This window comes from Acinetobacter sp. SH20PTE14 (genome assembly GCF_021391555.1).
Classification (GTDB): Bacteria; Pseudomonadota; Gammaproteobacteria; order Pseudomonadales; family Moraxellaceae; genus Acinetobacter; species Acinetobacter amyesii.
This window is the reverse complement of the sequence record NZ_CP090067.1, coordinates 2,945,708-2,969,007: the sequence shown is the minus strand read 5'-3', so window position 1 is coordinate 2,969,007 and position 23,300 is coordinate 2,945,708. Positions and strand designations below refer to the sequence as shown.

17 protein-coding genes, 4 tRNA genes and 1 pseudogene are annotated in these 23,300 nt (G+C 41.9%); 15 read left to right on the top strand and 7 right to left on the bottom strand.

The genetic code is table 11. From position 1 onward, the window contains the following. Window positions 1-212: 212 nt before the first annotated feature. Window positions 213-866, top strand: coding sequence for a hypothetical protein (locus tag LXF01_RS14480; RefSeq protein ID WP_233944613.1), 654 nt, complete (start codon window positions 213-215; stop codon window positions 864-866). A gap of 137 nt (window positions 867-1,003) precedes the next feature. Here LXF01_RS14480 and LXF01_RS14475 read toward each other — a convergent pair. From LXF01_RS14475 to LXF01_RS14450, 6 genes are all read right to left on the bottom strand, one after another. Continuing rightward, window positions 1,004-1,079, bottom strand: a tRNA-Lys gene (locus LXF01_RS14475). Window positions 1,080-1,340: 261 nt separating this feature from the next. Then, window positions 1,341-1,416: transfer RNA gene (locus LXF01_RS14470), tRNA-Lys, on the bottom strand. A gap of 49 nt (window positions 1,417-1,465) precedes the next feature. Further along, window positions 1,466-1,541, bottom strand: a tRNA-Lys gene (locus LXF01_RS14465). A gap of 21 nt (window positions 1,542-1,562) precedes the next feature. After that, window positions 1,563-1,638: transfer RNA gene (locus LXF01_RS14460), tRNA-Lys, on the bottom strand. Window positions 1,639-1,778: 140 nt separating this feature from the next. Next, on the bottom strand, window positions 1,779-3,620 hold the full coding sequence (locus LXF01_RS14455) for a long-chain-acyl-CoA synthetase (protein ID WP_233944612.1): 1,842 nt from the start codon (window positions 3,618-3,620) through the stop codon (window positions 1,779-1,781). Between the two features lie 185 nt (window positions 3,621-3,805). Next, window positions 3,806-7,234 carry an Rne/Rng family ribonuclease gene (locus LXF01_RS14450; RefSeq protein ID WP_233945488.1) on the bottom strand — a complete coding sequence of 1,143 codons (3,429 nt, stop codon included), beginning with the start codon at window positions 7,232-7,234 and terminating at the stop codon, window positions 3,806-3,808. A gap of 394 nt (window positions 7,235-7,628) precedes the next feature. Here LXF01_RS14450 and LXF01_RS17620 point away from each other — a divergent pair. The 8 genes and pseudogenes from LXF01_RS17620 (at window position 7,629) to LXF01_RS14415 (ending at window position 16,192) form a co-directional block, all read left to right on the top strand. After that, window positions 7,629-7,937, top strand: a pseudogene (locus tag LXF01_RS17620) (hypothetical protein). Between the two features lie 55 nt (window positions 7,938-7,992). Then, window positions 7,993-8,964: an RluA family pseudouridine synthase gene (locus LXF01_RS14445; RefSeq protein ID WP_078189751.1), complete on the top strand. Its 972-nt coding sequence runs from the start codon at window positions 7,993-7,995 to the stop codon at window positions 8,962-8,964. 151 nt (window positions 8,965-9,115) lie between these two features. Continuing rightward, window positions 9,116-9,784, top strand: coding sequence for an HAD-IA family hydrolase (locus tag LXF01_RS14440; RefSeq protein ID WP_233944611.1), 669 nt, complete (start codon window positions 9,116-9,118; stop codon window positions 9,782-9,784). Window positions 9,785-10,473: 689 nt separating this feature from the next. After that, window positions 10,474-11,271: a 2-keto-4-pentenoate hydratase gene (gene mhpD, locus LXF01_RS14435; protein ID WP_078189749.1), complete on the top strand. Its 798-nt coding sequence runs from the start codon at window positions 10,474-10,476 to the stop codon at window positions 11,269-11,271. 36 nt (window positions 11,272-11,307) lie between these two features. Continuing rightward, window positions 11,308-12,204 (top strand): acetaldehyde dehydrogenase (acetylating), encoded by an 897-nt coding sequence (locus tag LXF01_RS14430; protein ID WP_180024489.1) that lies wholly within the window; start codon window positions 11,308-11,310, stop codon window positions 12,202-12,204. Between the two features lie 11 nt (window positions 12,205-12,215). Continuing rightward, window positions 12,216-13,235, top strand: coding sequence for a 4-hydroxy-2-oxovalerate aldolase (gene dmpG / locus LXF01_RS14425; protein ID WP_111884105.1), 1,020 nt, complete (start codon window positions 12,216-12,218; stop codon window positions 13,233-13,235). Window positions 13,236-13,772: 537 nt separating this feature from the next. Continuing rightward, window positions 13,773-15,041, top strand: a complete 1,269-nt coding sequence (locus LXF01_RS14420; RefSeq protein WP_233944610.1) for an OprD family outer membrane porin — start codon at window positions 13,773-13,775, stop codon at window positions 15,039-15,041. Between the two features lie 293 nt (window positions 15,042-15,334). Next, on the top strand, window positions 15,335-16,192 hold the full coding sequence (locus LXF01_RS14415; RefSeq protein ID WP_078192776.1) for an alpha/beta fold hydrolase: 858 nt from the start codon (window positions 15,335-15,337) through the stop codon (window positions 16,190-16,192). Between the two features lie 406 nt (window positions 16,193-16,598). Here the strand turns inward: LXF01_RS14415 and hcaR are convergent, their stop codons facing one another. Next, window positions 16,599-17,504 carry a DNA-binding transcriptional regulator HcaR gene (gene hcaR / locus LXF01_RS14410; protein ID WP_078192775.1) on the bottom strand — a complete coding sequence of 302 codons (906 nt, stop codon included), beginning with the start codon at window positions 17,502-17,504 and terminating at the stop codon, window positions 16,599-16,601. Between the two features lie 278 nt (window positions 17,505-17,782). Between hcaR and hcaE the strand changes: the two genes are divergently transcribed. The 6 genes from hcaE to hcaD all read left to right on the top strand — a co-directional run bounded on the left by hcaE (window position 17,783) and on the right by hcaD (window position 23,087). Beyond that, a complete protein-coding gene (gene hcaE, locus LXF01_RS14405) occupies window positions 17,783-19,150 on the top strand; it encodes a 3-phenylpropionate/cinnamic acid dioxygenase subunit alpha (protein WP_078192774.1) in 1,368 nt (455 codons plus the stop codon). Next, window positions 19,147-19,665, top strand: coding sequence for a 3-phenylpropionate/cinnamic acid dioxygenase subunit beta (hcaF, locus tag LXF01_RS14400; RefSeq protein ID WP_067763936.1), 519 nt, complete (start codon window positions 19,147-19,149; stop codon window positions 19,663-19,665). Before hcaE ends, hcaF begins: the two co-directional genes overlap by 4 nt. Continuing rightward, window positions 19,665-19,991: a 3-phenylpropionate/cinnamic acid dioxygenase ferredoxin subunit gene (hcaC, locus tag LXF01_RS14395; RefSeq protein ID WP_067763933.1), complete on the top strand. Its 327-nt coding sequence runs from the start codon at window positions 19,665-19,667 to the stop codon at window positions 19,989-19,991. Before hcaF ends, hcaC begins: the two co-directional genes overlap by 1 nt. A gap of 2 nt (window positions 19,992-19,993) precedes the next feature. Further along, window positions 19,994-20,812 (top strand): 3-phenylpropionate-dihydrodiol/cinnamic acid-dihydrodiol dehydrogenase, encoded by an 819-nt coding sequence (hcaB, locus tag LXF01_RS14390; RefSeq protein WP_078192772.1) that lies wholly within the window; start codon window positions 19,994-19,996, stop codon window positions 20,810-20,812. Window positions 20,813-20,877: 65 nt separating this feature from the next. Next, window positions 20,878-21,840, top strand: a complete 963-nt coding sequence (locus LXF01_RS14385) for a 3-carboxyethylcatechol 2,3-dioxygenase (RefSeq protein ID WP_233944609.1) — start codon at window positions 20,878-20,880, stop codon at window positions 21,838-21,840. 11 nt (window positions 21,841-21,851) lie between these two features. Beyond that, window positions 21,852-23,087, top strand: coding sequence for a 3-phenylpropionate/cinnamic acid dioxygenase ferredoxin--NAD(+) reductase subunit (gene hcaD / locus LXF01_RS14380; protein ID WP_180131457.1), 1,236 nt, complete (start codon window positions 21,852-21,854; stop codon window positions 23,085-23,087). Window positions 23,088-23,300 lie beyond the last annotated feature (213 nt).

Below are 23,300 nucleotides of genomic sequence, written 5' to 3'. Positions count from 1 at the left end.
GAAAAAAAATTAAGTAAAGTTATGTAATTTGAAGAATTGGTTTGATTAGTTTGCCTTTAAAATAGCTTGAGTATTAATTAAATATCAACGATAACAATGAGATATGATTAACATATATCGCAAATATATGTATACAGCGTTGATTTTTTGATTACAATATTAAGTCAGCAAGAACTGAAAAAACCAATGAATGATTGGTCTTGGCACATTATATGAAAACATCGGCTTCACCTTTTTTGATGAAATTTGCATATCTTTCAGTGTTTGCAGGAGTGTTCAGCCTCTCTTTTATTGGTTGTAGTCCAACGCCTCAACCCGCAGCGGATAAGGGTGAAAGTTCGGCATCAACTGTCGCATCGGAAGTTCAAGCTAAGCAAGATCATGGAAAAAAATTAACCCAAGTGGCAGGGCAGGCGACATTGCCGAATGACGATGAATTAAAACCTGCTCCTGTTCCTGAGCATGCCAAAATTTTTATTGGACGTTTTCATACCAAAGTAAAATGCGATGACAGTTTTATTCCATGCCCAGAAGGCGATGCGGAGTTTATTCTTAACTTATTGCCAGATGGCACGGTACACCGCAGTATTATTCAAATTGGTAAAGTGTTTGCTGAAAAAACCAATACGCCAGGCATTAATGTGAAATACCGTAAGGATACGTGGAGTGTTAATGAAGCACATACCGAGCTGGTGGTTCATCGAAAAGAAGGCGTGAATTTTTATTATCATGTGATTAATGAAAATAAAATCACCATGGATTTAGACAAAATTCGTCAAGGTGAAGTCGACCGAAATCAGGAATTATTTTCTAAAGGCTATCCTCAGCCTCAACATGCCTATACCTTGGTGAAAGACCCAAATTAAATACTGCGAATGAAGTAAATAAAATTATAAATTGCGTTTGAGTGTCGGCGTGAAATTCGCAGATCTTGGCTAATCGAATGCAACTAGCTTATAAAAAATTGAATTATTAATACGACATAGTTAAGACTAAACAGAATTGGTGGGTTGTGTGGGGTTCGAACCCACGACCAATAGATTAAGAGTCTACTGCTCTACCAACTGAGCTAACAACCCTGAGAAAATTTTAAAAGAGCATTTTAAAATTTTAGCAAGATAAACGAAGCGCGTAGTTTTGAATACTAGGGAATATTTGTTATCTAAAGTTTTCAGGTCAAATACTTCATCTAGCAAAACAAGAATGATACTTCGCAACATCGCTATAGCAAAATTTCGAGAATGGCGAATCAAAACCAATAATGGTGATGGTTTGTCTTGGTCGGAACCTGCAGGTTTCTTTTTCTTCAACTGCCGGAAGAAAGAAGCCCTAAGAAAGAATGGTGGGTCGTCCGCGACTCGAACGCGGGACCAATAGATTAAAAGTCTACTGCTCTACCAACTGAGCTAACGACCCTTAGGGGGTATGCACAAGATTTTAATCTAAAACTGGAATTTTAGAAAGATGGTGGGTCGTCCGCGACTCGAACGCGGGACCAATAGATTAAAAGTCTACTGCTCTACCAACTGAGCTAACGACCCATCTTGTGGTATCGAAGGAAATGGTGGGTCGTCCGCGACTCGAACGCGGGACCAATAGATTAAAAGTCTACTGCTCTACCAACTGAGCTAACGACCCATTTCGCTTGATGGTGCGTATTGTAGCAAGATCTGCTTCAAGCGCAAGTAAAAAATCATAAACTTGCTTGTGTTTGATTATAAATACAACAATGTGGCTCATTTTGACGGGTGATTGTCGTCAAAATGAGCCACTTTGATTTAGAAACGATATTGATAGGCCTGAATATTGTTATAAATTTCAGGGGTCAAGTCACAATAAGCACTCGCGTTCGGCAGTAAAACCAAGATTCGCTCATCTGTTTGCTTGGGATCAAAAGCTTGTTCTTTCAACTTGTTTTTTTGGTATTTAAACGTACCTGTGGTTTCGACTTTTTTCTGTACACGTAAAAATACCGGTACAGCATACGCTGGTAAGCATTTTTTAAATTGCAGAACCATTTCACTACAATCTTGTTCGTTGAGTTCGGCACCATCGGTGAGCGTGATGGCAGCCATACCTGCACGGCCATTGGTATTTGGAATTTCTACGCCATAAACCACAGCTTCAGCAATTTTATCGTACTCACTCACCATGTTTTCAACTTCAGTGGTTGAAACGTTTTCACCTTTCCAGCGGAAAGTATCGCCTAGACGGTCGACAAATTGTGCATGTCGGAAGCCAATGTCTCGAACCAAGTCACCAGTGTTGAAGTATGAATCACCATGCTTGAATACATCTTTCATAATGACGGATTTGTTTTTTTCCGTGTCGGTATAGCCATCAAAAGGTGAGCGACGGGTAATTTTACCGATGAGTAAGCCAACTTCACCTTTTTTAACTTTAATGCAGCGACCTTTAGCATCATGTACAGCTTCATTTTTTTCTTTATCAAACTGAATAATCGCATAAGGCGTTGGTGAAAAACCAACAGTGTTGTCAAAGTTAAACACATTACTAAAGCCGACGTTGCCTTCACTTGAAGCATAAAGTTCAAGGACTTCTTCGACTCCAAAGCGTTCTTTAAACTTATCCCAAATGTTTGGTCGCATGCCGTTACCAATCATTTTTTTCACACGATGGCCTTTTTCAAGGTCTGAATGTGGAGCATCCATCAAATAACGGCAAAGTTCGCCCACATAGCCAATGGCTGACGCATCAAACTTTTGTACATCTTTCCAAAACGATGAGGTGGAAAACTTGCGACGCAGGGCAAGGGTGGCGCTACCGGCAATCACCCCACACCAACAAACTACAGTGCCTGTAGCGTGATAGAGCGGCAAAGTTACGTACATCACATCATCTTTATTCAGATTAAGGACGTGACCATATGTTCCATAAGCCAAAGTCCAACGGCTGTTGGTGAAAATCACCGCTTTAGGTAAGCCTGTTGTCCCAGAGGTGTAGATATAAAATAGGCCGTCTTTGCCTTTTACACTTGCAGTGGTGGGTGTGTTGAATTTTGGAAATTCATCAATCGCTTCTGCAAGGTTTAAGAAGCCTTTCGGTGCTTGACCGGCATCTACACGAGTGGCTTGATCTGCGAACCAATGTAAACGATCTGCAGCTACACTGAGATCACCACGAATATCTTCTACGGCTTGGCGGCATTCTTCGCCCACAATTACCGCAATTGGGTTCACTAAGTTGATGCTGTGTGTCAGGACTTTGCCGACTTGTGAGGTGTTTACCAAGGCACTGGTGACGCCAATTTTGGCTAAAGCCACGATGGTTGCAACGAGTTCAGATCGGTTTTCGATCATCACCGCAATCACATCACCTTTTTTTGCACCGAGTGCAAGGTAATAGTGACCAATTTGATTGGCCCATTCATTGAGTTCGTTATAGGTATATTTTTGCTCTTCAAAATAAAGCGCATAACCTTTAGGATTACGCTTTACGGCTTTTTCAAATGCAATTCCCAAGCCTGCGGAAGTATTTGGGGTACGTAAATAGGCTTGCTTTAGACCACTCAACAGGTTGGGTACTTTGCTAATGAACGCGGGAATTTTTGCTGCAACATCAGCAATCCCAATAAGGTCGTGTTGTGTAGTTTGGCTCATGTGAATCCTATTTATTTTTCGTAATCCGATACGGTCTATTTCTTTGCAATGAAATTTGCAGCAAATTCTACAATTGTCTTTTAATCGTTTCGATCTAGTGCAATCAACCTAATTTGACAAAAGTATCAAAAAAAAACCAGTCACCGAAATGACTGGATTTTTTTATTCACCTGCAAAATAGCAAATTACTGCTCAGTTGCGGTGTTTGCTTTTTTCGGTGGACGACCGCGAGGACGACGAGGGCGTGCAGGTTTTTCACCTTCAGCGGCCGAGTTTTCGTCTACAGGAACCTCAACTTTCTTTTCCGCTTCAACGGCTTGAGCTTTTTCTTCTACTGGTTTAGTAGGAGCTTCAGACACTTCTTCCGTCTTTTCAGGCTGCGCACTCACATCCAGTTCAGCTTGAACGGGTGTCAGTACTTCAGCTTGAACGGGTTCAGGTGCTTCAGTTTGACCTGCAACGTCGGATACATTGGCTTCAACTGTAGCAGCTTTAGCTTCTGCAACTACAGGCGCCTCAATAGCAGTGTCTGCGACAGGCGTAGCTTCCACCTCAGCATGTGCTTTTGCTTGGTCTTGTTTCGCTTGTTCAGCGGCAAGTTTAGCAAGGCGACGACGCTCACGTGGGTCATTAGCAACACGTTTATCTGACACAGGCTTTGGTGGTGTCAAATCCAACATTGGCGCTGGTTCAGCTTCAGGTGCAGCTTTTGTAACTTGAACATCACGAGTGACAGGCTTTTTCTCTACAGCTGCTTCAGCTGCAGGTGCAGTCAAAGTCGCGGCATATTCTTCCGTGAATTTTTGCAATGCACGGTTGAATGTTGGAATTAAGCCAAATTGCTCAATCAGTACTGAGCAGTCTTCACCGTATACATGCTTAATCAAGCTGCTTACAGTGTATTGACCCAGTGTCGGCACTTGAGATGGCGAAATTTTCGGAGCCTGTGCTTGTTGAGCGCGAGCTGCACGTTGTTCGCGGCGGCGTTGACGTGGGTCATTGCTTGCACGAGACGGTTTTTGCTGAGCATGCTGTGGTTTATGTCCTACTTCTTTTGTTTCAGTCGCAGGTTTTTCCACTTTTTCTGCTTCAACGACAGCGGCTTTTTGGACTACTGGGGTTTCTACAGGTTTTTCAACTGCTGGGGCAGTATTTAGCGCTACGATTTCGCTTTGAGCTTGATCAACATTTACTACAAGTGCTGTTGGTATCACGTCTTGACGTGGTGCATCAACAACTTCAACTTTAGGTTGACGTTGATTGCGGTTTTCAGATTGTTGCTCAGTTGCAACTTCCTGAGCAATCACTTGCTCGTTCAATACGCTTTGATCGCGGTGGCGATTTGGGCGATTTGGACGTTGTTGGTTGTTGCGGTCACGACGTGGAACAGACTGCGGTTGCTCATTATTTTGAACATCTTGCTGTACTTGTTCGTTGTTGTGTTGACGGCGTGAGTTACGGCGGTTTTCACGTTGGTCTTGACGGTTGTCTTGGCGCGGTTCTTGACGTTCAGAACGTTGCTCTTGGCGTTCGTTTTGACGTGCTTCGTTATTGCGCTGCTCTTGACGATCTTGACGTGAAGGTTGTAACACTTCTTCATGAACTTGATGCGGTTGAGCTTCTTGTTCACGTGGTTCTTTATGCTTAGTACGCTTTTTGTTGTGACGTTTTTCTTCACGGTCAGCTTTTTCTGAATGGCTGTCACGTTCTTGTTTGTGCACAACAGAAGAAGGCGCAAGGTAAGCATTATTGTCTACGACAACAACAGGCGCTGCCGATGCAGGGGTAATTTGACCAAACTGGCCACGGCTTGCAGCACCGCTATTTACCATTTGTTCAATTGCAGCAGCGGCATTGTTTGCAGTACGCGACTGGTCAACGGTTGCAGCTTGTTTTTGAACAAATAAGTTTTCTAACCATGCACATGGACTAGATGATGCTGCAGGAGCGGCAACTTGTGCAGGTGCTTGTTGAGCAGCAACGGATTGTTGCTTATTCTTTTTGTGGCCTTTTTCTTGTTGTTGTACAGGTGCTTGTTGCTGAGCAGCAGCGGCCTGTTCTTCACCTAAATGCCATTCAGATGCTTCGTAACCCAATTCTTTTTCGCTAGAACGTGTCGCTTCAGTGCGTTCATAGCTTGTAGGTGCAAAACCTTCAGGGTTATACGAAATTTCGTAATGTGGTGTTTCTAGGTGAGGGTGTGGAAGTACAGTCACACGAACATTTGAAGTTTGTTCAAGATATACAAGGCTGTGACGCTTTTCATTCAATAAGAATGCAGCAATTTCAACAGGCACTTCAACTTGAACTTCACCATGACGTTCGCGTAGCGCAATTTCTTCCACTTTACGCATAATTGAAAGTGATAAAGAACGTAGGTCACGTACCATACCTGTGCCATGACAGCGTGGGCACACATAACCAGTGGCTTCTTCAAGCGATGGACGTAAGCGTTGACGGCTCATTTCCATCAAACCAAAGCGTGACAGTTGACCGAATTGGATACGTGCACGGTCACTTTGTGTTGCTTCACGAAGTTTAGCTTCAACCATACGTTGGTTACGGTCTTTGGTCATGTCGATGAAGTCGATCACAACCAAACCACCGATATCACGTAAACGTAATTGGCGAGCGATTTCTTCAGCAGCTTCAAGGTTGGTATTGAGCGCTGTATCTTCTACGTCGCTACCACGTGTTGATTTTGCAGAGTTAATATCAATTGAAACCAATGCTTCAGTTTGGTCAATCACAATTGAACCACCAGAAGGAAGTTTTACTTCACGTTCATAGGCAGTTTGGATTTGACTTTCGATACCAAAATGAGCAAATAACGGTTCATTTAACGTATAGGTTTTTAATTTGTCGATTTGACGTGGCATCACCGCTTTAACAAAGTTATAGGCTTCGTTATACGCTTGCTCAGAGTCAATTAAAATTTCAGCAACATCATCACGTAAATAGTCACGGATCGCACGTGTAACCACACCGGCTTCTTGGTGAACCAACATTGGTGATGGACCAGAACTTGATGTGCTTTGGATTTGTGCCCAAAGGTCCAGCAAGTGTTGAAGGTCAAGTTGGAGTTCTTCTTGAGAACGACCAATACCTGCAGTACGTACAATCACGCTCATGCCACGAGGGATATTTAAAGACGCCAACATTTCTTTCAATTCTTCACGAACTGAACCTGAAATTTGACGGCTAATACCGCCACCTTTCGGGTTGTTTGGCATCAAGACCAAATAACGACCAGCAAGTGAGATAAATGTAGAAAGGGCAGCACCTTTATTACCACGTTCTTCTTTTTCCACTTGAACTAAAAGCTCAGTGCCTTCAGTGATCAATTCGCGGATGTTTGAAGTTTGGCGAGGATCTGCTTTGTAATAAGAGTTAGCAATTTCGCGCATCGACAAGAAACCTTGACGACCTGCACCGTATTCAACAAATACAGCTTCTAAAGACGGCTCTACGCGAGTCACATGACCTTTATAGATATTCGATTTTTTTTGTTCACGGGTACGATTCTCTAAGTCAAAATCGTAAAGACGCTGACCAGTGACAAGTGCAACGCGAATTTCTTCGGCATGTGTTGCATTAATCAACATACGTTTCATGGGTGTAACACCTAATAGTGATACACAGAAGAACATCGCCTGACTCGTAGCGAGCATCAGATAGCATGGATCAAGTTGCACAGATCGAAAAACATCATCTGTGCATGTGTACCGACCTTCTTTGGGCGGGCAACGGTTTTTGATTCACGTATTGATGATGGCAATACGGCTTCAATCTTTTAAACGATTAAAGTCACCTGAACGCGTTTCACTGGCGGACAAACGGTGCATTGGATGTGAGTAACTTTCACTGTCACATTGCTCGAAGAGCATCCATTCATATCTGATAGAGCGTCTTGATACGGAATTATCATCGTACCTTTACAAACTGTGCAGATCCAATGCATCAAACGTTGTGGCCTGAACACGATTTCCAGGGAGCGACTGGTCTGATGTGTATCAGTTTACGTTTAAAAACCAACCTTGGTTGGCACATATTTTTTTGGGGCAAACTGTTTTATGTACCTACGGCACAATTAAACGCAACAGTTTGCAGTTTTGCCGATATAATAAGCCTTCGGCGTCGGCATAATTCTTTTGGGACCTTTCCGAGCTAAATGAGTAATTGCTTGAAAGTTCAATGACAGTAAATACTGAAATGAATCAACTTTTACTCAGTTACGGTGGTTTCCGTGCGCTGACTATATCAAACCTTGCATCATCTGCCTATGGGCTAAGCTTATGTTTCTTGCGAAAAGTATAGCTTAAATGATCAATTTTTAATCAATTTTAGTATTTTTTTAGGTCACAGTAACTGTATGAATTCTACGCAAGAATGGCAAAGCGTCACCTGGTTTGAAGTGGACGAGCATCAGGCGGGTCAACGTATTGATAATTTCCTGTTTAGTCGTCTGAAAGGTGTGCCTAAAAGTCGCATTTATCGTCTGATTCGTGAAAGCCAAGTCCGCGTCAATAAAAAACGCGTCAAAGCGGAAACCAAACTCAATATTGGTGACCAAGTTCGAGTTGCTCCAATTCGTTATGAGCAAAAAGATGAGTCTGCGGTTCCCGTATCGGACAAAGTGGCACAAAGTTTACTGAGCCGTGTGGTGTACGAAGATGAAGGCTTAATGGTGGTAAACAAACCTTCTGGTATTGCTGTTCACGGCGGTAGTGGTGTGGCGTATGGCTTGATCGAAGGCTTACGTGCCGCAACAGGGAAGAAATACCTTGAGCTGATTCACCGAATTGACCGCGACACTTCTGGGTTGGTGATGATTTCGAAAAAACGTAGTGTGTTAAAAAGTCTGCAAGACATGTTACGTGAGCACAAAATCCAAAAAACTTATGCTGCTGTGGTGAAAGGCGTGGTTAGTTTGGATAAGCAGCTCATTGATCAGCCTTTGCATCGTTACGAACTGGCAAATGGCGAGCGTCGTGTTCGTGTATCACCTAAAGAAGGTAAAGAGTCGAAGACGCTGTGGAACGTGAAAGAACGTTTTATGCATGCCACCTTGGTGTATGCGTCTCCACTTTCGGGCCGTACCCATCAGATCCGTGTACATGGTTTAAGTATTGGTCATCCATTGGTGGGCGATGAAAAATACGGTCATGAAACTGAATACCGTGGTCCAAAGCCACGTCGTTTATGTCTGCATGCTATGCGTTTAGAAATTCCGGGTTACCAAACCATTGAAGCGCCATTGCCAGAAGATATGCAAAGCCTTGTGGCGCAGCTACGCGCGCAAAAAGCCGACAAAGTGGTGAAGTCTTCAGAAGATGACGAGTAAGTTTTAAATACGAGACTTCTCTCCCTGAGCAGGACTGCTTCGTAAGTTTTCTTTCTCCCTCTCCTTTAAGGAGAGGGCCGGGGTGAGGTAAATAAATTGATGCACTCCAGAATCTGAATTACCAAACACTGAATCAAATCTAGGAAAACGTATGAACTCAGCTGTAAAACTAGTCATTTTCGATTGGGATGGCACTTTATTTGATTCTGTGGGTCAAATTGTAACGAGTTTAAAATTTGCAGCAGATCAATATTCACAGCCGCTGACCGATGCTGATGCGAAAAGTATTATTGGTTTAGGTCTGCCGGAAGTCGCACAGCGGTTATTTCCGACGGTTCCTGAATTGCACAGCGACATTTTGCAAAGTTATGCCGATCACTATGTGGCCCATTCCAAAGGTGATATATGGTTTGAAGGTGTGGCTGATATGTTGCAGGAATTACGTGATGCCGGTCTACAATTGGCTGTTGCAACGGGGAAAAGCCGTAAAGGTCTAGACCGTGTTTTGGCTCAAACGCAAAGTCATGAGTTGTTTCGTGCGACCCGAGCAGCCAGTGAAACCAAATCTAAGCCAGATCCATTAATGTTGGCAGAAATTTTGGCGGAAACAGGGCTGCGTCCTGATCAAGCTATTATGGTCGGTGACACATCTTATGATTTAGAAATGGCCCTCAATATTCAGATGCCACGTGTAGGCGTGAGCTATGGAGTGCATACTGTAGAAACACTCCAGTATTTTCAACCCTTACATATTGCACATAGCGTAGGTGATTTGACTGAATTTCTACTAGAACACGTGAAATTACGTCTAGCTGTATAGTTTTAGATACAAATGAGTAAAAAGGGTGAAATTTGTTTTCACCTTTTTTGTTACCAAATGAATAGTAATTCAAGCTCTACTTGTTGAAATCAGTAAATTCAATTATTTAAAAAAAGTAATAACACTAGATTTTTCTACAATAACAAGCAGTCTTCTAGCAAATTTACCTTAAAAAGTTGAGCGCAACTATTTGGCCTTTTACCACAAGCTGGAATAGATTTTTTGTTTGAATTTTTGGTTTTATCTTATTGTTGTTTATTGATTTATTTTTAAATTTTCAATTTATTAAACTAAATCAGATGAAATTGAACACCTATGTGTAAAAGCTGGCTTGACGCTAAAATAATCTTTTAATCTTATCTTTTAGTCGTATAAGCCAAGTTTTTTAGTAGAGATTCAGATTTAAGGGCGAAAAAATAGTGAATTTTATTTAATTATTTTGAATTAAGTTTTTGAATATTAATAATAAATAATGATTAATTTATAGCTAATAGCTATAGTCATAAATAAAATAAGTATTGGTATTCACTTTCTAAAATCTCGATGCTAAATGCATCTAAACATAACGTGTAGTATGTCAAGTGAAATGCTTTAGGCGAATCCTGACATGACTTTCATCACTTTGATTTTGATGGTGATCGGGATGAAACACGTTGTGCATCCAATTTTTGCAGTTTAAGGAAACATTGATGTCGAATTCTGCTGTTGTTGAATCAGTTGCGCAAGCATTACGCGATGCGGAAGTAAATCAGGCTGCGATTGCACCGATCCGTCCACAACTTGGTGGTGAAAGTGCTGATGTAGATATTGCTTATGCCGTTCAAGAAGTGAATACCAAACGTGCGGTGGCAGAAGGTCGTCGCCTTGTAGGTCGTAAAATTGGCTTAACTTCAAAAGTTGTACAAGCGCAGTTAGGCGTTGATCAACCTGACTTCGGTATGTTGTTTGCTGACATGGCGTATGGCGATGGTGAAGAAATCCCTGCTGGTTTATTGATTCAGCCAAAAGTTGAAGCAGAAATTGCTTTGGTGATTAACCAAGATTTGACCAAAGAAAAACACACCTATGCAGACATTATTAGTGCAACAGAATATGCACTGCCTGCAATTGAAGTGGTCGATAGCCGTATTGAAAACTGGAAAATCTCGTTGATTGATACTGTGGCAGATAACGCATCTTCAGCAGGTTTTGTACTGGGTTCTAAGCCTGTAAAACTTGCAGATCTTGACCTTGTAAATTGCAAAATGGTCATGACGCGTGGTGAAGAAGTGGTTTCACAAGGTGTGGGTAAAGCGTGTCTTTCTAACCCATTAAATGCAGCAGTGTGGTTGGCTGACGAAATGGTTCGTCGTGGTCGTCCATTGCTTGCAGGTGACATCGTATTGACCGGTGCCTTAGGCCCAATGGTTGTGGCAAATCCTGGTGATGAATTCAAAGTTGAAATTGAAGGCTTTGGTTCTGTGACTGCAGCATTTGCAGCGAAATAAGCTTGGGTTTTACGGAATTTTTAAGAGTACACATTCATGAAAAAGATTAAATGTGCATTGATCGGTCCAGGGAACATTGGTACTGACTTGCTTTACAAACTTCAACGCAGCGAATTTTTAGAACCAGTATGGATGGTTGGTATTGACCCGACGTCTGAAGGTTTGGCTCGCGCTGCTAAAATGGGTTTGAAAACCACTGCCGAAGGCGTAGACGGTTTACTTCCACACGTAATTGAAGACGACATTAAAATCGCATTTGATGCAACTTCTGCTTATGTTCATGCTGAAAACAGCCGTAAATTGAATGAACTTGGCGTGTTAATGATTGACTTAACACCTGCTGCAATCGGTCCATTCTGCGTACCACCAGTAAACTTAGAAGCGTTATTGGATGCCGGTGAAGTTCCGAACGTCAACATGGTGACATGTGGTGGTCAGGCAACGATTCCTATGGTTGCTGCGATTTCACGAGTTCAGCCTGTTGAATACGGCGAAATCATTGCAACAGTTTCAACAAAATCTGTGGGTCCAGGTACACGTAAAAACATTGATGAATTTACTCGTACGACTGCTGGCGCTATTGAAAAAGTGGGCGGTGCGAAACAAGGTAAAGCGATCATCATCATTAACCCTGCTGAGCCACCACTGATGATGCGTGATACTGTGCACTGTCTGGTTGAAGGTGAACCAGATCAAGCAGCAATCACTGAATCTGTACATGCGATGATTCTTGAAGTTCAAAAATATGTACCAGGTTACAAACTTGTAAATGGTCCTGTATTTGACGGTAACCGTGTTTCAATCTTCTTAGAAGTTGAAGGTTTAGGTGATTATCTTCCTAAATATGCAGGTAACCTCGACATTATGACTGCGGCAGCTGCACGTACTGCAGAAATGTTTGCAGAACGCGTATTAAACACTGCTGAAGCTTAAGGAATACCAAAATGTCTAAGATTATTATTAATGATATGACTTTACGTGATGGTATGCATCCTATGCGCCATCAAACTACACCTGAACAAATGGTTGCCATTGCAACTGCTTTGGATGATGCAGGTGTACCTTTAATCGAAGTTACGCATGGTGACGGCTTAGGCGGTAACTCTGTGAACTATGGTTTTGCAGCAGCAACCGATGAAGAATACCTAAAAGCGGTGATTCCAAACCTGAAACAGGCGAAAGTATCTGCACTTTTACTTCCTGGTATTGGTACGGTTGACCATTTGAAAATGGCACATGATGTTGGTGTAGCAACCATTCGTGTTGCAACGCACTCAACTGAAGCTGACGTTTCTGAACAGCACATTACTGCTGCACGTAAACTTGGCATGGACACTGTGGGCTTCTTGATGATGGCGCACATGGCAACTCCTGAAAAACTTTTGGAAGAAGCCAGCAAAATGGTGTCATACGGTGCAAACTGTATTTATGTGACTGACTCTGCTGGTTATATGTTGCCTCAAGACGTGACTGACCGCGTGGGTATTTTACGTGCCAACCTGGCTTCAGAGATCGAAATCGGTTTCCACGGTCACCATAACTTAGGTATGGGTGTTGCGAACTCTGTTTCAGCGGTTCAAGCTGGTGCAACGCGTGTCGATTTAGCTTCTGCAGGTTTAGGTGCAGGTGCAGGTAATACTCCACTTGAATTGTTTGTTGCGGTTGCCAACCGTATGCAAATGGAGACAGGTGTGGACTTGTTTAAAGTTCAAGATGTTGCGGAAGATTTAATCATTCCAATGATGACACATCAGATCCGTGCTGACCGTGATGCAGCAACTTTAGGTTATGCCGGTGTTTACTCATCATTCTTGTTATTCGCGAAACGGGCTGAAGCGAAATATGGCGTTTCTGCGCGTGAAATTCTTCTTGAGCTTGGTCGTCGTGGTACTGTTGGTGGTCAAGAAGATATGATCGAAGATTTGGCATTGACCATGTCTAAAGCAAAAGAAGCCAATGCTTAATTTGCTTTAAATCAAAAAGCGCCCGAAATGGGCGCTTTTTTTATGTCTCAACTGACTATATGGGCTTGGTTTTTAGTTGAGATTGAATTGATGCATAGAAAGCGGATTGAAATAAGAAAAGTTCTGCGAACCAATGGCTGATTTCGAGCAGCCATAGTAGTAAAATTTAACTTTAAGCTGTTGATGATTATATAAATTAAATATTATGTGATAGCTAAATTTTATAACTTAAATAAGGATAAATCTCAGTAGAAAACTTTGATTAAACTTAAAAGCAATTAATACAGCGTATGTAATTGCGAAAAATAAAAAACTTTAAATTTTACGTTAATAAAACATGGGGTTAATTTAATCAGTTGTTCTAAATGATAAAAAAGAGTTATTGTTTTAATCTCTAAGGAAAATAAGCAGAAATAGCTTCCAAAGTTCAAGTTGTACAAAAGCCTGATAAACCTTAATACTGTAGTCGGATTTTTTTCCAAGGTATTGTTGAGCATGATGGTGCCATAGCTTAATTTGATTACTGGGAAATAAGCCATGCGTCGTCAAAATTTATGGATAGCAATTCTTGCTGCGACAGCAACATTAGGAACATCTGCAACTTATGCGGACTTTGTTGACGACAGCCAAGTACAATTGAAATTTAAAAACTTCTACTTAGACCGTCAAATTAAAGAAAATCCGGCGGGTAATTGGGGTTCATGGTCACAGGGTGTGACTTTGGATGCCAAGTCAGGGTATCAAGATATTGGTGCAGGTATTCAAGTGGGTGCTGACCTTTTGGTTCAACATGCATTTAAACTTAATGCACGTGATAAAAACCCAGATTGGATCTTGCCGCACGATGGTAAAGAATCAAAAGATAACTTTGGTAAAGTGGGCGTGACCCTTAAAGCCAAAGTATCTGAAACTGAGTTGAAAGTCGGTGAGTTATTACCGGTTTCTCCAGTGTTGGTTTTCGATCCATCACGTCAGTTAATGACGACTTATAGCGGTGCATGGTTAGAATCGAAAGAGATTAAAGATACCAAGTTAACTTTGGCTTACATTGACGGGATTAATAACCGTTATGACAATCAATTCCGTGATTTATCAATGTTCGCTCCAGGTAAAAGATTACCAGATGGCAGCGTGGGCCATTATGATCTTGGGCCAACTTCTGATGGTATGTATATTGCGGGTATTGACCATCAATTTACACCTGAAATTGGTGGTAGCTATTGGTATGCCGATGTTCAAGACATTTACACACAGCAATATGTCGGCGCGAACTATAAAACTAAGTTAGGTGACAAAGCCAAACTGGATAGCCATATCCGTTATTTTGACAACTCAGATTCGGGTGACAAACTGTATGGCGAAATTGATAACCAAGCGTTATCGGTTGGTGCGAAAGTGAATTACGGTTCGCATACCTTTGGTTTGGGTTATCAACAAATGTTTGGTGATAATGCATTCCCAACACTGGGTGGATGGGTGCCGCAGCCGTACTTAGTCAACTGGGGTATAGCAACATTTACTGCAAAAAATGAAAAATCATGGGGCTTTACTTATGGCTATGATTTCTCAGAAATGGGTGTGAAAGGCTTAAATACAACTGCTGTGTATTTCACAGGTTCAGATGCAGAAATTGCTGGTCTTAAAGATCAGAAGTCAGATGAATTGAACTTAATTGTGAACTACACCGTGCCTGAAGGTAAGTTGAAGGGCTTAGGCTTCCAGGCAATGTATATCGATGCCGATTTCGATTACAAATCTGACTTGCAAGAGTACCGTGTCGCGACAACTTATACCTATAAGTTCTAATTTCTCAGGATAAAAAAGAGGGAAGTCGATTCATCGCTTCCCTTTTTATTCGCTGGGTTATTCAAAAAAGAAATACCTCAAAGATTTTATGGATATATTTTTGAGTTATGTATTTAAAAACAATAACTTAAATTATAGTCTATTTATTGTTTATGATCGTAAATATGTATCAGTTAGCAGTGGCTGAACAGGTAATATGAGACTGTAAAAACCACAAAATCCAAAAGAGTCCCCCTTGTGTTTAAATCCGTTATGGATTGAAACATAAGCTCTACGCAATACGAGGAGCATGTATGAGCACTGTTCAGATTCCTGACTATACAACTGATTCATTCTTTGGTTTAGAAGATAAATGGATTGAAACTGCTGAAGGCGAATTAACGCATTACCACGAAGTGGGTGAAGGCACACCAATTCTATTTTTACACGGTTCAGGTACAGGTGTATCTGCTGCTGCAAACTGGTGGTTAAACCTTCCACAAATTGGTGAACAAGCACGTTGTATCGCTATCGATACTATTGGTTATGGTCAAACTGTTGTTGCACCGAATACTGCTTATGGTATCCGTGCTTGGGTTGATCACGCTGTACGTACGTTAGATGCCCTAGGTATTGAAAAAACTTGGTTAGTGGGTAACTCACTCGGTGGCTGGTTAGCATTCCAAATGGCTTTGGACTATCCAGAACGTGTATTGGGTATCGTTTCTATGGGTACAGGCGGTGCTAAACAAACTGCAGCACTTAAAGCACATGCAAACCCTGTATTAACCGAAGAAGGCATCAAGAAAACCTTGTCTATGTTTGTTGTAAACAAAGACTTGATCACAGACGAATTGGTAAAAGTACGTTTTGCATCTGCTGCAAATGACTATGCATCAAATCGTTTGATGGATGTTGTTGGCGCACGCGACCGTGACCGTTTCGAATTCCCACTCGACTTTGAAAAAATGAAAGACATTACTGTGCCAGTATTGCTTATTCATGGTGTACAAGACGTGGTGATTCCTGTATCTCGTACGTGGGATATTTTGAATACCGTTCCTCATGCTGATGCGCATATTTTCAGCCAATGTGGCCACTGGTCTCAAGTTGAAAAAGCAGAAGAATTCAACACCGTGATTAAAGATTATTTAAAAGCGCGTGGTGTGTAATTTCTTGTCACTGACATGAAATTCAAAAAAAGGATGGTTTTGCCATCCTTTTTTTTATATAAATCTTTTGAAAGAAATAATTTAAATGAGTATTATTCTCATTAAAAGGTCGACAGTGTACGGTCTAAATCAGTAAAAAGGCATAAAATAAGCTCATCTAAATGGTTGGGGAAGGGGAATTATTTATTAGACTTAAGTTGTAAATCGGCTATTTTTAGCAATTTTTATCAATGTCTAAACTAAAATTTATAAGTTATTTTCCATCAAGTCGATATGTATGATAGATAAAATGCGTCGATTAAAACATTTAAACGATTAAAAAAGCGACTTTTTAGCCATAAAAAAAGCACCATTATTCATTTTAAAAATAATGGTGCTATATCTATAAATTATGACTTGGCGAAAATTAACGCTGTTCGCGATTGATATCGAGATAAAAAACTTTGGTTAGCAGTTCAAGGAATTTATCTACAGCCACAGAACTCGCCGTTTTTCGGTAACTTACGTACAGGTCTAGATACGGTAATTCGACATCTAAAGGACGAATCACAGTATTGTTCATGGTTAATGGCGCGATGTATCCCGGTAGGATCGTGCAGCCTAAGCCCATGCCGATGGAGTTAATGTTAAACAGGATATTGTCGGCTTTTTGCACAATATTAAATTGAACGCCATGGTTAGAAGCAAAGTCTAAAATGGCTTCATGCAATGTGCCTGATTGTTCGCGTGCAGGAATGATAAAATCAATACCATTCAATGCTTTAACTGGAATACGTTCGTACTTCGCTAAAGGGTGATCTTTGGGTAAAATAAAGATCAATGGTTCACGTAGTACAAACTGACTTTCTATTTCGTCGCTATGAAAGTTATTGCGAGTAAAAGTGATATCTAGTTCACCTTTTTGTAGCAATTTCATCTGATCGCGATTATTTAAACTAAGTAATTCAATTTTGAGTTCTGGGTTTTGAACACGTAGATTAGGCAGTACATAAGGGAAGATTTTCATCTCTGCGACAGGCACAAAACCAATCCGTAGCATCTGTTGTTTGGCTTGTGAAACCTGACGTGCCATCGCTACGGCCTTGTCTGCTTGAGCTAGTGTCAAACGTGCTTGTTCTAGAAATACGGCACCTTCTTCTGTGAGCTCAACTTTGCGTTTAGTCCGGTGCAACAATTTTACGCCGACATCTTCTTCAAGATCTTTAATTTGTTGGCTTAAAGAAGGTTGAGCAGTATAAAGTTTTAACGCAGCTTTACTGAAATTGAGTTCTTCAGCGACAGTAATGAAGTAGCGTAAGTGTCGTAATTCCATATAATCAACCCGTGGAGTAATCCAAAAAATGTCTTACTTAGAAGTTCGTTCAGTATAATCTATAAACAACTATTGCGTGAGGATTATTTTGCCATTCACGAAATAAATGGTGTTCTCGGTAATTTAAAAAAAATACTATAAAAAAAATCTACCGTAATAATCCATAAAATCTCTTAATTAAAACAAAATAAATATTTCCCGAATATCGCTCTAAAATCCATCATCGTTGAAAAGTTGAGTCTATTACTTTGTGCCTTATGGTCACAGGAGAGCTTTTCATGAGTGGAAAAATTGATGTGCGCGAAATCGATGCTTTAGTCGATGCACAAAATGGACGTATCACGCCATCTATCTATACCGATCCAGACATTTACGAACTTGAATTAGAACGTGTGTTCGGTCGTACATGGTTATTCCTATGCCATGAGAGCCAAATTCCTAAAGCCGGCGATTTCTTCAATACCTATATGGGTGAAGATCCAATCATCGTGGCACGTCAAAAAGATGGCTCAATCAAAGCATTCTTAAACCAATGTCGTCATCGCTCTATGCGTGTGAGCTTCGCGGACTGTGGTAATACACGTGCGTTCACTTGCCCATACCACGGCTGGTCATACGGTATTGACGGTTCTCTAAAAGATATCCCGCTTGAAGATCGTGCTTACCCACATGGTGCATGTAAAGAGCAATGGGGTCTGGTAGAAGTTAACCGCGTTAAATCATACAAAGGCTTAGTATTCGGCTGCTGGGATGAAACAACTCCAGATCTAGAAGAATACATGGGCGATATCGCTTGGTACCTGGACGGCGTTGTAGACCGTCGTGAAGGTGGTACTGTGATCGTTGGTGGTGTACACAAATGGGAAATCGACTGTAACTGGAAATTTGCAGCTGAACAGTTCGCTTCTGACCAATACCACGCGTTGTTCTCTCATGCATCTGCGATTCAGGTGCTTGGTGCTAAACCAGATGATGAATCTTCTAAGAAATTAGGTGCTGCACAAACTGCCCGTCCAGTTTGGGAAACTGCCAAAGACGCGATCCAATACGGTTCACGTGGTCACGGTTCAGGCTTCTTCTTCACTGAGAAACCAGACGCAAACGTATGGGTGGATGGTGAAGTAGCAAACTACTTCCGTGAAACGTATGAAGAAGTGAAAGAACGCCTAGGTGAAACTCGTGCACTGCGTCTTGCTGGTCACAACACCATGTTCCCAACACTATCTTGGTTGAACGGTACTGCAACGCTTCGTGTATGGCACCCACGTGGTCCAAACAAGACTGAAGTATGGGCATTCTGTATCTGTGATGCGGACGCGCCAGAAGATGTACAAGCAGCATTTGAACGTTCTGCAACACGTGCCTTCGGTCCTGCTGGTTTCCTAGAGCAAGATGACTCTGAAAACTGGATCGAAATCCAAAAAGTATTACGTGGTTATAAAGCACGTCAAAACAAACTCATTATGGAAATGGGTAAAGGCAACGAGAAAGTACGTGAAGATGGTATCCCGGGTATCACTAACTATATTTTCTCTGAGACTGCAGCACGTGGTATGTACCGCCGTTGGGCAGATTTATTGATTCATGAAAAATGGGAAGACGTTGAAGCTGCGGCTGACGAATATGAGAAGGAGCTTATGAAATGAGTCAAATTAGTTTAGAACTCCATCACCAAATTAGTCAGTTTCTTTATCGTGAAGCAAAATTGCTTGACGATTGGAAGTTCCGCGATTGGTTAGCTGTATTAGCTGAAGATATTTCTTATACGTTACGCACAACACCAAACGCGCAAACACGTGACCGTCGTCGTTCGATTGAGCCGCCAACAACTTGGGTATTTAACGATACTAAAGATTTGTTGGAACGCCGTGTAGCTCGTTTAGAGACAGGTATGGCTTGGGCTGAAGAACCTCCTTCACGTACAACACACATGGTTTCAAATGTGATTGTTGAAGCGACTGAAGTTGAAGGCGAATACGACGTTTACGTAACGTACTTGTTGTACCGCACCCAGAAAGAGAAAGATGTAACAATCTACTGTGGTAAGCGTCACGACAAGATCCGCAAAGTTGACACTGAGCAAGGTTTCGAAATCTTCAACCGTAAGATTACCCTTGATCAGGTGACTTACAACTCACATAACCTGAGCGTGTTCTTCTAATGAATAAGATTTTTGTTTGCCAAGTTGACGAATTAGACGAAGGCGAAGCATTGAAAGTAGATTGCGGCGTTAACGGTATCGATGCGCTTGCAGTATTCAACAACAATGGCGAATTTTTCGCGATGAACGACCGTTGTTCACATGGTAATGCTTCAATGTCTGAAGGTTACCTTGAAGATGATGGCACTGTTGAATGTCCACTTCATTCGGCTCGATTCTGTTTGAAAACTGGTCAAGCATTATGCTTACCAGCAACAGATCCTATCAAGACATTCCCTGTGATTGTTGAAGATGGTGCTTTATACGTAGAGATGGCAGGAGAGTAATCATGGGTTGGCTACAAGGCGAAGTTGCACTTATTACCGGTGGTGGTTCAGGCTTAGGCTGGGCATTGGTTGAACGTTTCTTAGAAGAAGGTGCACAAGTTGCTGTTCTTCAACGTTCTCAATCGAAAGTTGATGCATTGAAAGAACATTTTGGTGACCGCGTGCTTGCGATCGCAGGAGATGTAGCCAGCTATGAGGATAATGTTCGTGCAGTTCAAGCAACTGTAGAACATTATGGCAAACTTGACTGTTTCGTCGGAAACGCAGGTATCTGGGATCATTACGCAGATATCGTCAATACATCGGGTGAACAGCTGGAGAAAGCTTTTGATGAGATTATGGGTATTAACACCAAATCTCTCATCTTAGGTGCCAAAGCTGCACTTGATGCATTGATAGCTTCGGAAGGTTCTATCATATTTACTTTGTCTAACTCAGCACTGTATTCGGCAGGCGGAGGCCCTGTATATACAGCGTCTAAGCATGCTGGCGTTGGGATTATGAAAGAATTAGCCTACGAGCTTGCGCCTAAGGTACGAGTGAACGCTGTTGCTCCGTCGGGTATGAATGTAAACATCAAAGGTGCTGCTTCTTTAGGCCAAGAAAACCTCGGTCTACTCGATGCACGTGATCCTGAGAAGATTGCACGCGGCATGCCGCTCAATTTCTTACCCGAACCTGAAGATATGACTGGTTCATACGTGTTATTGGCTTCTCGTCAAAACAACCGCCCATTAACTGGTGTTTTAATTAATGCTGAATGTGGTCTGGGTATCCGTGGTTTACGTCAACCACGTGCTGGCTTCTTTGACGAGATTTAATTCGCCAAATACGTAAAGGACTTACTCGGCAGCCGTCTTGGCTGCCTTCCGTTTAGGAGTCACCCATGGCCGTTAAACTTATTTGTGCATCGCACAGTCCCCTAATGGAATTCGCTTCTCCGCAAGAGAAATACAAAGAGGAAAAAGTTCGCGAAACTTTTGCCAAACTTGCTAAAGAAGTTGAAGACTATAATCCAACATTGATCATTACTTTTGGTCCAGACCATTTCAATGGTTTCTTCTATGACCTCATGCCATCTTTCTGCGTCGGTATTCGTGCCAAAGCAGCAGGTGATTGGGATTATGGTAAAGACAATGACCACATTAATGTGCCTGAAGAAACAGCAATCAGTCTGGTTCGTCGCGTATTGGATGAAGGTGTCGATGTTGCATACTCTTATCGTATGCAAGCAGACCACGGTGTGACTCAACCATTACATTTCCTTTGTGGTGGTCAACTCGATCGTTATCCAACGATTCCAATTTTTATCAATGGTGCAGCTGCACCGATGCCAACAACCAAGCGTACAGTCGCTTTGGGTCGTGCAGTCGGTCAGTTCATTAAATCATTGAACTTAGAAAATGAACGTGTACTTGTTTTGGGTACAGGTGGTTTGTCTCATGATCCACCAACGCCGCAAATGGGTTCAGTTCCACCAGAAGTGGAAGAGTTCCTGATTGCAGGTCGTAATCCAACTGAAGAGGCACGTAATACACGTCAAGGCAAAATCATTGCTGTCGGTCAAAAACTCGCAGCGGGTGATACTTCTGTCGCAGTGCCTTTAAACCCAGAATGGGATCGTGCATTGCTTGATACTTTCGCCAAAGCTGACTTTGCTGCCATTGAAGCGATGACTGAAGCTGAAATTCGTGTTGAAGGCGGTCGTGGTGGTCAAGAAGTTCGTTCTTGGATGGCTGCTTTTGCTGCACTACATGAAGTGGGCGAATACGACATGACAACACATTGCTACGAAGATATTAGTGAGTGGATTGCGGGCTTCGGCATCGTATCTGCAGAATTGAAATAAGGAACAAACCCATGAGCCAAAATGGTATCGAAACCATCGTTATTGTTGGAGCTGGTCAAGCTGGTGCTAGCGCCATTTTAGAACTCCGTGCGAACAAGTATGAAGGCAAAATCATTTTGGTGGGTGATGAAACACATCTTCCTTATGAACGTCCGCCTTTGTCTAAAGACGTAATTCTAAAACCTGAAGAGACCAAAATCGAAATTCTGTCAGAAGAAAAATTGGCAGAACTCGGTGTTGAACATATTCGTGGCAATGGCGCTGTGAAAATCCATAGCGATGCAAAAACAGTTGAACTGAAAAATGGCGAAATTGTTGCATTTGACAAGTTGCTTCTAGCAACCGGTGGTGCAGCACGCCGTTTACCGAATTTCGATGCTTTGGGTAAACACGTTTATACCTTACGTAACCTTGAAGATTCACAAGCATTGGTGCCTGTATTACAAGCGGGTCGCCGTATTGTATTGATCGGCGGTGGTGTGATTGGTCTTGAGCTTGCTTCTTCAGCACGTTCTAAAGACTGTATCGTGACCGTGATTGAAATGGGTCCAATGGTGATGGGGCGTTCATCTCCACGCGTATTGAGCGAATTCTTATTGGCTCAACAACGTCTTGCAGGTGTAGATGTTCGTCTTTCGACTTCTATTGCTGACTGTAAGCTTGATGGTGAAGAAGTGGTGATCACGCTTGAAGGCGGTGAAGAACTTCGTGCAGATGCTGTAGTTTACGGTATTGGCATTGTGCCAAATGCACAGCTTGCTGTTGAAGCAGGTTTAGACGTTGATTTTGCCATTAAAGTGAATGATAACTGCCAAACTTCACATCCAGATATTTATGCAGCGGGTGATGTTGCGACTCAGCTTCGTGACTGTGGTAACCACCGTCGTGTCGAAACTTGGGAAAATGCCAATCTTCAAGCAGGTATCTTTGCTCGTCATGTAATGGGTGTTGAACATCCAACCCCAAATCCAGCGTGGTTCTGGACAGATCAATTGAATATCAACTATCAATTTGTAGGTGATATGGCTGCAAGCGAATGGATTGCACGTGGCGAAGTAAATCCTGAATTAGCTGCAGAATCATCATTTGTTTTGTTTGGTGTTACTGACGGTGTAATCGTGGGTGGTATCACTGTGAATGCTGCGAAAGAGATGCGTCATTTGAAAAAATTGATTAGCAAGAATGCAGCGTTTGAAGCGGATAAATATTTAGATTTAAGCCAAGATTTACGTAAACTTGTAAAGTAAGCTGAATGTCTAAGATGAGCAGACTTGCGGTAACGTAGGTCTGTTTTTTTATGTCTTTAGTTTTAGCATCGCACTTATAAAGCTATTTTGTAGTCCATGTATATAGTTTTAGCTTATGTAGATCTATTCAACGGCTTTAATCCTCCCCAGCCCTCCTTTTTCAAAGGAGGGAGTAGTCTTTGTGAAGAATGGATTTCTTTTGGATGGTTCCCC

Excerpts from the sequence above, each read along its gene's own strand:
- dmpG (WP_111884105.1), top strand. The coding sequence starts at position 12,216 with ATGTCTAAGATTATTATTAATGATATGACTTTACGTGATGGTATGCAT.
- hcaR (WP_078192775.1), bottom strand. The coding sequence starts at position 17,504 with ATGGAATTACGACACTTACGCTACTTCATTACTGTCGCTGAAGAACTC.
- LXF01_RS14385 (WP_233944609.1), top strand. The coding sequence starts at position 20,878 with ATGGCCGTTAAACTTATTTGTGCATCGCACAGTCCCCTAATGGAATTC.
- LXF01_RS14420 (WP_233944610.1), top strand. The coding sequence starts at position 13,773 with ATGCGTCGTCAAAATTTATGGATAGCAATTCTTGCTGCGACAGCAACA.
- LXF01_RS14440 (WP_233944611.1), top strand. The coding sequence starts at position 9,116 with ATGAACTCAGCTGTAAAACTAGTCATTTTCGATTGGGATGGCACTTTA.
- LXF01_RS14445 (WP_078189751.1), top strand. The coding sequence starts at position 7,993 with ATGAATTCTACGCAAGAATGGCAAAGCGTCACCTGGTTTGAAGTGGAC.
- LXF01_RS14480 (WP_233944613.1), top strand. The coding sequence starts at position 213 with ATGAAAACATCGGCTTCACCTTTTTTGATGAAATTTGCATATCTTTCA.
- mhpD (WP_078189749.1), top strand. The coding sequence starts at position 10,474 with ATGTCGAATTCTGCTGTTGTTGAATCAGTTGCGCAAGCATTACGCGAT.
- hcaD (WP_180131457.1), top strand. The coding sequence starts at position 21,852 with ATGAGCCAAAATGGTATCGAAACCATCGTTATTGTTGGAGCTGGTCAA.
- hcaC (WP_067763933.1), top strand. The coding sequence starts at position 19,665 with ATGAATAAGATTTTTGTTTGCCAAGTTGACGAATTAGACGAAGGCGAA.
- hcaF (WP_067763936.1), top strand. The coding sequence starts at position 19,147 with ATGAGTCAAATTAGTTTAGAACTCCATCACCAAATTAGTCAGTTTCTT.
- LXF01_RS14450 (WP_233945488.1), bottom strand. The coding sequence starts at position 7,234 with ATGAAACGTATGTTGATTAATGCAACACATGCCGAAGAAATTCGCGTT.
- LXF01_RS14415 (WP_078192776.1), top strand. The coding sequence starts at position 15,335 with ATGAGCACTGTTCAGATTCCTGACTATACAACTGATTCATTCTTTGGT.
- LXF01_RS14430 (WP_180024489.1), top strand. The coding sequence starts at position 11,308 with ATGAAAAAGATTAAATGTGCATTGATCGGTCCAGGGAACATTGGTACT.
- hcaE (WP_078192774.1), top strand. The coding sequence starts at position 17,783 with ATGAGTGGAAAAATTGATGTGCGCGAAATCGATGCTTTAGTCGATGCA.
- LXF01_RS14455 (WP_233944612.1), bottom strand. The coding sequence starts at position 3,620 with ATGAGCCAAACTACACAACACGACCTTATTGGGATTGCTGATGTTGCA.
- hcaB (WP_078192772.1), top strand. The coding sequence starts at position 19,994 with ATGGGTTGGCTACAAGGCGAAGTTGCACTTATTACCGGTGGTGGTTCA.